A 13,634-nucleotide genomic window follows, 5' to 3' on the forward strand; every position below is an offset into this window, starting at 1 on the left:
ACAGCCCAGTCGAAGGGCTATTAGATGCTCCAAGTGACTGAACAGACCATTTGTTTCTGAACTAATACCCCGTAGCATGCTAAAGGGTAATTCCTTCGAGTTAAATTTCATAACTCAATCTGAAGATATAACAACGTGCAAATCTTATTTGATTTCATAGTTCTTAGACAAGTACCTAGACGAATCGCAAGTAAGTATTTAATCAATTCAGGTTCTTTGATTTGGGATAGATTCCAGAAGGGCAATCTTAAGTGCTTGCTGCCCGTGTCTTCTAATCCGCTCTAAAAATTGGTAAAATCTCGAAAGAATGATATTAACCTGCACCAGGAGTATAACTTGACAGTACAGACCTGCATCCACCCTGGGGAACTTCCTCCCTTTTCGAATCAGTCGGTTGTCTTTTTTGCAAATTTGATGTCGATGTTTTTTGGTAATATAGAACAAATGAACCAGCTTAATAGAGAAGTGTCAGGCGCAAATACATACGGCGGTAGACTACTTCCAATTATTAATATTTTGTTTAAAGGCGGGAGAAACCTCCTTATCCTGGAGAAAGAACCTAACGAATCGATCTTAAAATATCAGGAGGAGGTCTTAGAATTAAGCCTTCCGGACTTTATTATAGTTCCAAGGGAATTATATGAAGCAATTAGCCAGGATAATAGAACCAATTTTAATCCTAATGAAATCGAGCGCTGTTTTGCATTTGTTAGAAATTATATTAAGACACTAGATAACGTGAACATTAAGGAATACAGGCACAATAAGATTCCCTCGCTTGTCGTATTACCGAATAAAATAGGCAAGCCTGGGGTACTGCTAGTTTCTCACCTGGATGTAGTGTCTCATGAAGATGCAGAGGTATATAATCCAGAACTCACTGACGGTCGGATATATGGAGCAGGATCCGGGGACATGAAGGGTGCATTGGCTATAATGCTTGAGCTGTTCATCAATTTCCATCGCCTACATCCTGCCATTTCACTGGGACTTGCTGTTACTTCGGATGAAGAACAAGGTGGAAGTTCTGGCATAGGTTATCTCTTTGATGAGGTAGGCCTTCGTTGCGGTACTGCGATAGTTCCTGACGGAGGTTCATTGAACGAAATCACCATTGCTGAAAAGGGAGTAATTCATCTTCATCTTATTTGCCTGGGCCATTCTAGCCATGCTGCTAGGCCATGGCTGGGTGATAATCCGTTAGAGAAATTGTTGGAAAGGGTGGCAAACCTAAAAAGGTATTTCCTCACATTGAAACAAGGCGATGATCATTGGCATCCAACCTGTGCATTAACAAGGGTCGAAACTCCTAACGTAGCAACCAACAGAATCCCTTCTGTCGCAAAGGCCGATCTGGATATCCGATTTCCCCCTCCCTTTACTGTCGATCAGGTCATTTGTGTGAGTACACAAATTTTGGGAACTCATATCGAAAGCAAAGTCATCCTCTCTTCTGAGCCTATGCAGTTTGAGCCTGATACGCTTTTCAAGACAGCAATTGAGGAGGTAACTGGTGAAAGTGTATCCTTCATCCGGGAAGACGGCGCCAGTGATGCCCGTTTTATCCATCAATATGGAATCCCGGTTATTATTTCTCGTCCTATTGTTGGAGAACTTCATTCTGAGAATGAATGGATTGATGTTGATTCAATGATTAAGTTTTATATGATATGTGCACGATATCTCGAACGAAAGCTGCTGACTTAAGAGAAATGAAATTTAAGCAATTCGAACAATCCTTAAAAATTTGAAAATAAATGGCCAAAATTAATATATTAGATTCTTACGAAAAGATAAGATCTATTGGCACTTTAATTGATTTTGTTCAAAAACGAATATATCTTACTAATATTTATTTGATCGCTTCATGCTTTAAACATTGAGAAGTTATAGATGAATTTTATAAGACTATCTCAAGCCTCTTTATTTATTCTTTCTATCATTCTTTTCGTATCAACTCAATTTATCTACTCTAAAGAATTAAAAAAGGGACACGAGCTTCCTATTCAATGGGAGCCTGTAGAGTCTTTAAATAAAGGCCTTCCCAATGGAATCAGGGTTTACAAAGGATACAACAGTATACTTCCGTTACGTGCCTGGTATGTATATATCGATCAGAAAGAGCCCGATATTATAACCAAGGCGGTGGTTTCTGATGACAGGACGGATAATCGTGAAACAGTCTCCAGTTTTGCGAAGGATCTTGGTGCCTGTGTTGTGGTTAATGGTGGGTTTTTCAGAAACGATCTATCCCCATCGGAGCACGTCGGTCTTTTGGTTTCTGGCGGATCGATAATAAAACCGGCCACTAACTCCGTCCTCAGTCATTCTGATCGATACCACACAGCCCGTGCTGCAATTGGGTTTAAAGAAAATGGAGATATCGATATCGCGTGGGTCACGACACACGATAATAAACTCTATGAATGGGCTGAACCTCCTAACCATCGGCCGGGCCAACCGGCTGGTCCGCATAATTATCAGAATGCAAAGGAATGGAAGGTTAGAGATGCGATTGGCGCTGGGCCAGCATTAGTAGTAGATGGGGATATTCGTGTTACTTCAGACGAAGAGGCGTTTTTTGCAAAATCATTCAACCAGGTTAACCCCCGAACAGCCGCAGGTGTCACCGCTGACGGTGCATTAATAGTGTTGGTTGTGGACGGGCGTCAGCCTGATAGTAGGGGAGTAACCCTCCATGAACTTTCAATGCTGATGCATGATTTAGGGGCGGTCGATGCAATTAATCTTGATGGAGGCGGTTCTTCGACACTCGTGGTAAATAATACCTTGGTGAATCGACCGGCAGGCGGAATGTTCGAACGTGAAGTGATGTCTGCAATTGCTACGTTTTGTAGTTCGGACTATAAAGGTAAATAATAGTGGAAATTTCTTCGAATAACCTTATATTTCGGGAGCAATTTCCGCGCTCAGAGCGTTTTCAAATTCACGGAGGAAAGGGTGAGCGGGAATGCGATTTATTGGCTATGGATGCCCGATTCAGGCATGCGGGCATCACAACGAAATGGAGGACTAAAGTCCTCCGCTACATAAAGAATCTTTTAAATGTAGGGGTGACTTTCCCTTGGCCCTTCGGCGTAGTCAGGACTCAGTGCTGAGGGGAGATCAGTCTTCATGCGGGGTTGGAAAACCCCGCCTATCGTTCCGGTGAGCCCTTCGATAAACTCGGCCGTCAGGATTGAAGTGAAAAATAATCCGTTCACGCTGAGCCGGTCGAAATGTAAAATAACAGGTTACGCATGTCCCCGTTTATTTAAATCATTTGTTTATCAAGCGGGATCAACAGAGTCGGAATACCTGATTTGATCATCTTGGACAATGTGATAAAGAATGATTAGATCCTGTTTTCAAGCGATAAACACTCTAAGCATACAAAAGAGCATATCGAATTTGAAATTTGGGGAAATTAACTAGCGCTGTATTTTATATCCTGCCTTTTCTCTGTCCCAGGTGTCTTTTGTGATACCCTTATCTCTGAGTTTGTTTTTTTGTACTCTTTGGGTACCGGTCATAGGTAGTGATTTCTCAAAACGTATAAATCTGGGAATCATGAAGTGAGGCATTTTGGGTTCTAGAAATTTTAGAAGTTTAATGGGATTGATTTTCTTACCCTTCTTGGGAACAACGACGATCATTAATTCATCCTCAGCGAATCTTCCAGTTTCAGCCTTTATCCCGATAGCTGCGGATTCTTCAACATCAGGGTGAGAGCTTACTATCTTCTCGACTTCGAATGAGCTTATGTTCTCTCCCCTTCTACGAATGTAATCCTTTACTCTGTCGACGAAATAGATATAGCCATCTTTGTCCATCCTTCCCGCATCGCCCGTATGAAACCAGAAGTTGCGAAAGTCCTGGACAGTCTTTTCAGCCATCTTATGGTAATAGTGCAGCATTATGTTTGGTATCCTGGGGCGAACTACTATCTCTCCGACCTGTCCCCTTGGAACTTCCTCATCAGTTTCCGGATTAGTTATTTTGATCTCATAACCCGGTGCCTCCTTTCCACATGATCCAACCCTGAAGGGCTCCCCAGGTCGCATCCAGGTACATTGACCGATTTCGGTAAGTCCATAACCTTCCATAAATTTAATGTTAAATCTGTCCATAAAATCTACGATGATGTCATGAGGTGCAGGCGAGCCCAGAACTAAATTGACTTTATGCTCCTTCTCTTCAGGCACTGGAGGTGTGTTCCACATGAAGTAGGACATCGTGCCTACAATGTTAAATTTGGTTACTCCGTGGTCTTTAATCCATTTCCAGAACTGGCTTGCGCTGTATTTCTCCTCAACTACCACTCTGGCTCCTTTAATCAGGGCTGGATACACTGTCATTACCATTGCATTTGAATGAAAGAGTGGCAGGCATGTAAAACAGACATCGTCGGGACCAACGTCCATGATTTCAGCATAGTTTCGGGCACTGCTGTAATCCGCTGCACACGGTCTCATGACGCCCTTTGATCTACCGGTTGTCCCGGATGTGTACATCAACCTGGCAAAATCCATGAATGTAACTTCGACTCCCGGCTCGGAACTCTTCTGGGAATCGATGAACTTTGTGTATGAAACCATTTTGCCGAAGTTGAATCCGTGCCTATCGAATTCTTGACTTCCTCCTCTAGTCCATACGATTACGTTTTCTACTTTAGAAATCTTCTTTGCAATCGGGGGCATCCTGTCAAGATATTCTTCAGCTATGAACAATACCTTTGAGTCGGAGCTATCGATTATGTATTGAAGAAAATCCATCTTGTAAGCCGTATTTATCGGTACCATTACAGCTCCAGTCTTCAGGATACCGAACCAGACAATCACATAATCAGCCGAGTTAGGCATATAGACAGCAACTTTATCTCCCTTTTGCACTCCTAGTTTTATTAAGCCGTTTGCGATCTTATTTGCTAACTGGTTTGTTTGATAGAAGCTGAGTGGTTTTCTGTATCCGAACTGTAGGAATGGTTTTTTACCAAGCCTTTTGGCGTGTTCTCGTAATATGTTTGGCAGTACCCATTTTGATCTGTCCTCTTTTAAATACCATTCCACGTCAAACTTTCTTTTTCTTCTATAGACTATTGGATGATTTAGGTCAAAAGCCTTTTTCTGCTTGGTCTTTGTTGCCATTTTTCTTTCCCCCACCTTGATCCTCCTCCTCCTTCGATTTCACTCAGGACGGGCTCCAGCGAAGGAGGAAAGTGTCAAGTTATTTCTTATATAAAAGCCTTTCTTGTTGGTATCGCCAAAACCTGCTCCAACGTCAATACCCTGAGATATCTCTTCCCGTTTTCCTCATATATCTGGTCTATCCCTCCAAACTTCGCTGCCTCAAGTGCGTTCATGCCGGCGTCAGTGACATATTTTTCACCGATGAGATTTATGGTTATCACACCTATGTCGTCTCTTCCAACTATAGAGGTAGTATCTAGTATTTCAAACTTCGATCTAATTTTTTCATGTTCATCCTCTTCACCGTGTGCATAAAGCAGTTTAACTATATCCGCGGGGTAGGTGGGGGCGTTATGGGCACCACTATTCATACCCAAATGATATGCGAGAGGAAAGTGTCTGCTTACTTCACCTTCTGCCATTGCTTTCACTGCTCCACCGTATCCGATGAAAGTGGACGCAGGATTATGATGCACAGCGGCATCGTTAAGGGTTGCAATCTGAAGCCAGCTAAAATCTACAAGATTTATTTCCCCTTCAGATGTTCCTTTATAAATGTCTCCAATTCTGAAATCTTCGAAAGTCTTACCATTATCACCTAGCAAATCCTTAGGCAGCTCATGGTATTCGTTGGGTAAGACAGCACTGTCTAAGTTGATTTTATCGGGTTGGGGTTTAATAGTATTTGACTGTGGGTAGGTTTTACCGTGTTTCCCTCTCACGAGTACTTGTCTTACGTATTCGACGACACTTACTCCAAGTTGGTTGTATACATTTGTTTTCACCTGGACAGAGCCGTTTGTTGCCCCATCCTTTCTGAATTGTTTACCCAAGACGTCAGATCTGGCAAATACAACGTCACCTTCGTAAACGGGTGCACCGAATCTCAAGTCGCTGTATGAGAGATTTGCTATGGCGTTGAATGAAATGTCGTGTACGCTCAAGCCAAAGCCAGCGTTAAATATGAAACCCTGACTTACCAACGCAGGTTTTTGTATTCCGTATTTTTCATGTTTACGTGTCGAATCAGGGTCTTTGTATTCAAGGTGGTAACACAAATTGGAATTTGCACCTAGTAATAGTCCGTCATTGTATTTTTTTATGTACTCCCTGTTCCTAAGTGGCGTTATTTGAATAGCACCGTGATGATAAACATCTCCCTCATCAAAATCTCCAACAAATCTTGAAGATACCAGCTCGGATCGTAACAAGAAAATCCCCTCTTTATTTTGTAAAAAAGCTTAAATATTACCCAAAATCAAATGGCTAGCAACTTTGATGTTTGTCTTTGCAAATTCGGGTTAAACTATTGTGTCGGCTTCAGACTCTGATACCTTCTCCCTTTTCTTCCCGAAGATCCATGCTACTAAAATTCCAAGTTCATAAAAAACGAGAAGGGGCACGAACATGAACATCATAGAAATAGCATCAGTCGTCGGCGTAAGAATCGCCGCTATAACGGCTCCTGCGAGGATTGCATATTTTCTTTTTTCCCTTAGAAGCTTGCTGTTAACAATCCCAAGTCTTGAAAGGACAAATACTACGAGAGGAAATTCGAAAACCAATCCGAAACCAATTATTAATGACATGAAAAAGGAAAGGGCCTCGCTAATTGAAGGAAACGCCTTCACGTACTCGGATGAATATTCTCCAAGAAGGAATTTGAACGCCGGAGGAGATGCAATGAAATAGCAAAAACTTCCACCTATCAGAAATAATATAGTACCAAATAGAATAAAAGGTATGACTATCTGCTTTTCTTCCCTGTAAAGGGCTGGAGCGACAAACTTCCATATCTGGTAGAGAATGAATGGAAATGCTGCAACCATCGCAGCGAAAAAGGAAACCTTGAGGTAGGTAATGAAACCCTCGGCGGGTCTAGTAAAAATGAGTGAGCTTCCTTCGGGTAGATTTTTTATTATTGGTAACATTAAGAAGTCAAATACTTTCTCAGAGAAGGCATACGCGGGAATAAAGAAAACGACAATTGATAGAAGTGACCACAGTATCCGCTTTCTTAGTTCACCGAGGTGTTCAAGAAAACTCATTTTCGCTTCGTCATTCATAGACGACCTAAATCTTAACTCAATTCGAATGTTTAAACAATTTAGACGACTTTCTGTATAATTGGTGTTACTAATCCAGACAAATTGACAAAACTCCCCACTAACTTATATTTTAATCCAGTTTAGATGATGCATGTTTTTTATCGGTGGAGGAAGGTTTGAAGATATTAATCACAGATGGTATTGCTGAGGAAGGGTTGAAACTTTTTAAATCACAACCCGGACTAGAAATCGATGTGAGGAAGGGTATGTCCCCAGATGAATTAAGGAATATTATTGGTAACTATGATTCGATAATAGTAAGAAGCGCAACAAATGTCACATCAGACATTATTGATGCCGCTGGAAGTAAACTTCGTTTAATTGGTCGCGCAGGCATAGGTGTGGATAATGTGGATGTAGCCAGCGCCACGAAAAAGGGCATTATAGTTATGAATACGCCCGAGGCGAATGCAATTACCACCGCAGAGCACACGATTGCCTTGATGCTGTCTATTGCACGTAGAGTGCCTCAGGCTCATATTTCAGTGAAAACGGGATTGTGGGAGAGAAGTAAATTTAAGGGGAGGGAGATTTTCGGAAAGACCCTTGGTTTAATTGGCCTTGGTAATATCGGGAGACTCGTTGCCGAAAGGGCTATTGGGCTAAAGATGAAGGTATTGGCCTATGATCCCTTCCTATCACCTGAAGCTGTTGCTAAGCTTGGAGTTGAACTTGTATCTTTTGATGAATTGATAGAAAGCTCGGATATCATATCAGTTCATACTCCGCTCACAAATGAAACGAAAAACCTCCTTTCAAAAAAAGCATTTGAGCGCATGAAAAGGGGGGTGATTTTAGTTAACTGTGCTCGTGGTGGAATTGTTAATGAGGATGATCTCTGCGATGCGATTAAATCGGGAATTGTTTCCGGAGCTGCATTAGACGTTTTTGAAAAGGAACCACCTGATAAGGAAAATCCCCTTTTAGCTCTTAACGGTGATTTGGTTTTAACTCCCCACCTCGGTGCTTCAACTGAAGAGGCACAGACCAAGGTTTCTGTTGCGATAGCGGAACAAATTATAGACTATCATTTGAATGGTGTTGTCAGAAATGCTGTTAATATGCCTTCGATAAGCCTGGAGCTTCTCAAGGTTATGAAGCCTTATATTACACTCGCGGAAAAGCTAGGAAGTCTTCAGGGACAGCTTTGTAAGGGTGCGGTCGAAGAAATTCGAATTCTATACGACGGAGAAGTTTCAGGGTTTGATGTTGAGACACTTACAATTGCTGCACTAAAGGGATTTCTTTCTCCAATGATGGATATTGTTGTAAGCTATGTTAATGCTCCGATTCTTGCTAAGGAGAGGGGAATTAAGGTAATTGAGTCAAAGTCCTCAAGGTCACGGGATTTTACAAGCTTGGTTACTATGAGAGTGAAGACAAACATGGGCGAGAATCAAGTTTCTGGAACTATCTTTGGTCTCGAAGAGCCAAGATTTGTTAAGATCAATGGGTTCCCAATCGACGTAATCCCTCAGGGATTCCTTTTAATCAGTGAGAATTATGATAAGCCCGGATTTATAGGGGCCATGGGTACACTTCTGGGGAACAGAGGTGTTAATATTGGCCAGATGCATCTTGGCCGCGAAAGTATCGGCGGCAGGGCTATTTGTTTTATTAATATAGACTCACCAGTTTCTGACGACGTAATACAGGAAATACATAAACTGCCATACATAATTTCAGTAACACAGGTAAGTTTTTAGATGGTTAACCGACTTAGCCTCCCACAAGGGGTGAAGGATTTTACGCCTCAAAAAGCAGAGGAAATAAGGAGAGTTGAAGAAGTTCTAATGGCGGAATTTGCCCGCTGGGGGTATAGAAGGGTAGTTACTCCTCTATTTGAATATCTTGAAGCGATCACGGTCGGTCTGGGGGATGAATTAAAGCAAAAAATAATGAAGTTCGTTGATCCTTCAACCGGTGACGTTGTTGCTCTCAGGCCCGATATAACGCCCCAGGTAGGCAGGATTGTGGCAACACAATTAAGGAACCACCGAGAACCTCTAAGACTTTGTTACAATGGAAGGGTGGTCAGGTTTGAAGAAAAGGGGAGTGGCAAGGAAAGAGAAGTTTTTCAGGTTGGTTGCGAACTCATTGGGTCTTCTTCTCCGGAGGCAGATTCTGAAATAATCGCCCTTGCCGTCAAGTCCTTGATTAAGGCAGGATCGAAAGAACTTGTGTTAGATATTGGTCATACTGGACTCTTGAGATACCTGCTTTCAAAGACTGGGAATCTTCGAGTGGTGATAGAGGAAGCGCTAAAGAAGAAGGATTATGAACAGCTTGTGAATGCAGTTAAACATGCGAAAACTTCTAGGGGAATCAAAAAGGCTCTACTTGCACTGCCTGAGCTGTACGGCGGTAGGGATATTCTTATAAAGGCTAAGAGTATTGGATTACTAAAAAAATATGTATATGAGCTCGAGGATGTTCTTTATGTGCTTGACGAGTTTGGGTTAGATTGTAAGGTGAATATCGATCTTGGTGAGTTAAGGGGTTTTAATTATTATACCGGTGTAACGTTTGAAATTATTTCACCCCATATTTCCTCAGCCCTTCTTAGGGGTGGGAGATATGACGATCTAATAGGAAGATACGGATTCGATACACCTGCGACAGGATTTGCGATTGATATCGAATCATTACTAAGTATTACAAAACCACACCTAGAAGATAATCAGGTTCACTTTGTCATTATTCCTAAGAATTTGAGGCTTAGGCGTGAAGCGATACGTTTGGCTGAATGGCTTAGATCAAGTGGTTTTAAGGTAATACTTGATCTCAAAGCAGATGTGGGTTTAAAAAAGTTCAGGATGAAGGAGAATAAAACATCAAATTCTTACGGAGTGATTTTCCTTGAAACGCCAAAAAGAATTAAGTTAGTTGAATCTAGAAGTGGTGTGAGTAGAGAGTTTTCAAATTTGGAAGAACTTCTCAAGGGAGGCATTTAAAAATTGCCGAATATAGTTTTAGTTGGTGCCCAATGGGGGGATGAGGGCAAGGGTAGGGTAGTTGATCTCATAGCAGATAAGGTTGATGTTGTTACCAGGTACCAAGGTGGCAGCAATGCTGGGCATACAATAGTGATCAACGGGGAAACCATTGTCCTACACCATATTCCGTCGGGCATCCTACGCCAGGGTAGGCTTTCAGTCATAGGGAATGGTGTTGTTGTTGATCCCGGTGTGCTTCTAGAAGAAATTGAGAGGTTAAGGTCAGCCGGCTACGTTGTTCATGAGGAGAACCTGAAGCTAAGTGACAGGGCTCACGTGGTCATGCCTTACCACAAGGAGATTGATCTGGCTCGGGAGGATGCAATGGGGGGGACGAGGATCGGTACGACTGGCCGCGGAATCGGACCTGTCTATGAAGATAAAATTGCTAGGAGAGGCATAAAGATTTCAGATCTAATTGATAGAGGCACTCTTGAAAAAAGGCTCAGAAGTTCACTTGAAGAAAGAAACCTTTATCTTACTAGGGTTCTGGATAGAAATCCGATAGACTTTGAAGCGGTTTTTGCCGAATATTTAGAATATGGTGAAAAACTAAGACCTTTTGTAACTGATACAACCAAGCTTTTGAATGATTTGATATCACAGAGAAAGAGCATTCTGTTTGAAGGCGCCCAGGGTGTTTTACTTGATGTGGATTTTGGCACATACCCATATGTGACATCTTCAAATTCGGGCTCAGGGGGAGCATGTACTGGAACTGGTGTTGGCCCAACCAACATTGACCATGTTTTCGGGGTTGCGAAGGCTTATACGACAAGAGTGGGAGAAGGTCCCTTCCCGTCTGAGCTATCGGGAGAGCTCGGTTTAAAGCTAAGGGAATGGGGTGGGGAGTACGGCTCTACAACCGGGAGACCAAGGAGGTGTGGATGGTTTGACTCCGTAGGTGTTAAATATTCGGCAAGAATAAACGGGATTTCCGGGCTCGCCTTGACAAAGCTCGATGTCCTCTCGAGTTTTGATGAAATAAAGGTATGTGTTGGTTATCTGTGTGATGGTGAGATGATAAGTGATTTCCCTTCCAACTCAGAAGTTCTTAAAAGGTGTACGCCTGTTTATGAAGAAATGGATGGCTGGAAAGAAGATTTGTCCGTTGTAAGAGAACCTTCTGATCTTCCAATTCAGGCAATGGCTTATATAGAAAAAATTGAGGAAACAACAGGAGTACCAGTCAACATTGTTTCAATAGGTGCTTCTAGAGAACGAGTAGTGTATCTAAAGGAACTATTCTCGTAATGCGAAATTATCTTAGTCAGTTAACGTAGGTACCTATAAATATTATATAATGTGGATGTCTTTCCCAGTTCTATACTATTGGCATCGATCTCATTAATGTACTTTCGATATTCTGTGATGAGCTCCCTTCTATACACTCCGATTACCTTCACTTGGTCACCATCAGTCAAAGGATAATTCCCTTCTGCGAATACATTGAGATAATTCCCGTCAGAGTCTGCAATTTTGAAGCTCGTAAATGGGGTTTCTTTTTCATCTTCAACAAGTAAATCATAATCTAAATCCCAGACCATACCTTCGACTGATACCCCTGCACTGTCATAACCTATAGGTGCTATTAAAATTTCCCGTATTGTTGTATGCGTATAGGGGACGGACGTGTTTGGATCCTGCCATTGCTTATTGCAAGATATAAGAGCTGCTGGAATAAATATGAATAGGAAAAAATTAGATATTCTGGCCATAACTACCTTCCAAATTTGAAATTATACAATATGTTTGAAATTTTTTACAAGGCATACGCAAAATTTTCAGACTTTTTCATATGCCTCTATGATTCGCTTTACCAGTGGATGCCTTATGACATCCCTTTTGGTGAAGTAAACAAACGATATCTCCTCTATGCCCTTGAGAAGCCATTCCACTTCAAGGAGTCCGGATTTTTCGTTTTGACCAAGATCAACCTGAGTTGTATCTCCGGTGATTACAGCCTTTGAACTAAAACCCAGCCGTGTTAAGAACATTTTCATCTGTAGAGAAGTTGTATTTTGTGCCTCATCCAGAATCACAAACGCATCGTTTAGAGTCCTCCCCCTCATAAAGGCCAATGGAGCAATTTCAATTGCCCCCTTTTCGATTAGTCTTGAGGACTTTTCGATATCCATCATGTCAAAAAGTGCATCGAATAGCGGCCTAAGATAAGGGTCGACCTTTTGACTGAGATCTCCGGGTAAGAACCCTAATTTTTCCCCCGCTTCAACCGCCGGCCTGGTTAGTATTATCCTGTTTACCTCACGATTTAAGAAGGCTGAAACAGCCATTGCCATAGCGAGATAGGTCTTACCAGTTCCCGCAGGGCCGATACCAAAAACAATATCATTTTTTCGAATTGCCTCGATATATATCTTCTGGGTTATGCTTTTGGGCGCAATTATTCTCTTCCTTGTCGATATGCAGACGGTATCCAAAAAGATTTCTTCAAGTGGAATCTTATCTTCAGTGACTATCCTGGCGGCAGGTTCTATATCCCCTAGTTCGAGTTTATACCCCTTGGTGATTATATTATAAATTTCGTTGAGGAACTTCGTCGATGACTCCACTTTCTCGCTGCCACCTTTAATGATTATTTTCCCGCCCCTTGAGTAAATGCTGACTCCAAATATATTTTCAATTTCTTTTAGGTTTTCGTTATGTTCACCATAGAGCTCCATTATAGCACTATTGTCTTCGAAGGTTATCTCACTGGTGATTTCATTTAATTCTTTTAAGGTATCTTGCATATTGAGTAAATTGGCCCTCCCAATTATGTTCTTTGAACTAAGTTATTGTGGCATCGAAGAATTAGGAATATTTTCTTTATCTCGGGATAGGTTGAACTACGAGACGCTTTGTTATTGGTGTTTGAGAAGATTTTACAAAGGTGAGCAGTAATTCTATACAGTGTTTTGTCCCTGTCTTTAACGCTGGAGTTTAATTTCCAATGTTTTGTGATAAAGAATTGATTAAATTATAACAGAAATGAAATAAAAGCCCAAGTCGTCGTATTCTGCGACGTAAAATGTAACCGAAATGCTGTTGGTTGTGCAATTTAAAAAGGTAACCAAAAAAGAAGAAGTGTTGAAATCAGAATGTCTTTTGTGATATAAATAGTGCAAGAATTGGATGACAATAAAGGGTATTCAGGATAAAATAAGAAAAGGTAAATATAGCTTTTCAGATCATGCAGTAAAAAGGATGATCAAGAGGTCTATAAACCGTCATGAGATTGAAGAGGCTATATTTGGAGGAGAGATTATTGAAGAATATCCTGACGATAAGTACTTCCCAAGCTGTCTTATTTATGGCAAGACACGAAAGGTAAAAGACTT

General features: G+C 41.5%; 11 protein-coding genes. 6 read left to right on the forward strand and 5 right to left on the reverse strand.

The features are described from left to right. Window positions 1–420 precede the first annotated feature (420 nt). A complete protein-coding gene (locus tag VGA95_11965; protein ID HEX9667253.1) occupies window positions 421–1,707 on the forward strand; it encodes a M20/M25/M40 family metallo-hydrolase in 1,287 nt (428 codons plus the stop codon). 186 nt (window positions 1,708–1,893) lie between these two features. Next, entirely contained in the window at window positions 1,894–2,880 is a 987-nt protein-coding gene (locus VGA95_11970; GenBank protein ID HEX9667254.1) for a phosphodiester glycosidase family protein, read from the forward strand. 551 nt (window positions 2,881–3,431) lie between these two features. Here the strand turns inward: VGA95_11970 and VGA95_11975 are convergent. The 3 genes from VGA95_11975 to tatC all read right to left on the reverse strand — a co-directional run bounded on the left by VGA95_11975 (window position 3,432) and on the right by tatC (window position 7,255). Next, window positions 3,432–5,147 carry an AMP-binding protein gene (locus VGA95_11975; protein HEX9667255.1) on the reverse strand — a complete coding sequence of 572 codons (1,716 nt, stop codon included), beginning with the start codon at window positions 5,145–5,147 and terminating at the stop codon, window positions 3,432–3,434. 86 nt (window positions 5,148–5,233) lie between these two features. Next, window positions 5,234–6,400, reverse strand: coding sequence for a hypothetical protein (locus VGA95_11980; GenBank protein ID HEX9667256.1), 1,167 nt, complete (start codon window positions 6,398–6,400; stop codon window positions 5,234–5,236). A gap of 90 nt (window positions 6,401–6,490) precedes the next feature. Further along, window positions 6,491–7,255: a twin-arginine translocase subunit TatC gene (tatC, locus tag VGA95_11985; GenBank protein HEX9667257.1), complete on the reverse strand. Its 765-nt coding sequence runs from the start codon at window positions 7,253–7,255 to the stop codon at window positions 6,491–6,493. 158 nt (window positions 7,256–7,413) lie between these two features. Between tatC and serA the strand changes: the two genes are divergently transcribed. From serA to VGA95_12000, 3 genes are read left to right on the forward strand one after another with little or no spacing between them, the layout of a single operon-like run. Continuing rightward, complete coding sequence (gene serA / locus VGA95_11990) at window positions 7,414–9,003, forward strand: phosphoglycerate dehydrogenase (GenBank protein ID HEX9667258.1); 1,590 nt, start codon at window positions 7,414–7,416, stop codon at window positions 9,001–9,003. After that, window positions 9,004–10,251 carry an ATP phosphoribosyltransferase regulatory subunit gene (hisZ, locus tag VGA95_11995; GenBank protein ID HEX9667259.1) on the forward strand — a complete coding sequence of 416 codons (1,248 nt, stop codon included), beginning with the start codon at window positions 9,004–9,006 and terminating at the stop codon, window positions 10,249–10,251. Between the two features lie 3 nt (window positions 10,252–10,254). After that, a complete protein-coding gene (locus VGA95_12000) occupies window positions 10,255–11,547 on the forward strand; it encodes an adenylosuccinate synthase (protein HEX9667260.1) in 1,293 nt (430 codons plus the stop codon). A 20-nt stretch (window positions 11,548–11,567) separates the two neighbouring features. Here VGA95_12000 and VGA95_12005 read toward each other — a convergent pair whose 3' ends face one another. Both VGA95_12005 and VGA95_12010 read right to left on the reverse strand, forming a co-directional pair. Next, the gene (locus tag VGA95_12005; protein HEX9667261.1) at window positions 11,568–12,011 is read right to left on the reverse strand and encodes a hypothetical protein; all 444 of its coding nucleotides are present in this window, start codon (window positions 12,009–12,011) and stop codon (window positions 11,568–11,570) included. Between the two features lie 66 nt (window positions 12,012–12,077). Beyond that, on the reverse strand, window positions 12,078–13,046 hold the full coding sequence (locus tag VGA95_12010) for a PhoH family protein (protein HEX9667262.1): 969 nt from the start codon (window positions 13,044–13,046) through the stop codon (window positions 12,078–12,080). Window positions 13,047–13,428: 382 nt separating this feature from the next. Here VGA95_12010 and VGA95_12015 point away from each other — a divergent pair. Then, a partial coding sequence (locus tag VGA95_12015) for a DUF4258 domain-containing protein (protein ID HEX9667263.1) occupies window positions 13,429–13,634 on the forward strand: 206 nt, incomplete at its 3' end.

Source organism: Thermodesulfobacteriota bacterium (assembly GCA_036397855.1).
In the GTDB taxonomy this organism is placed as follows: domain Bacteria; phylum Desulfobacterota_D; class UBA1144; order Nemesobacterales; family CSP1-2; genus DASWID01.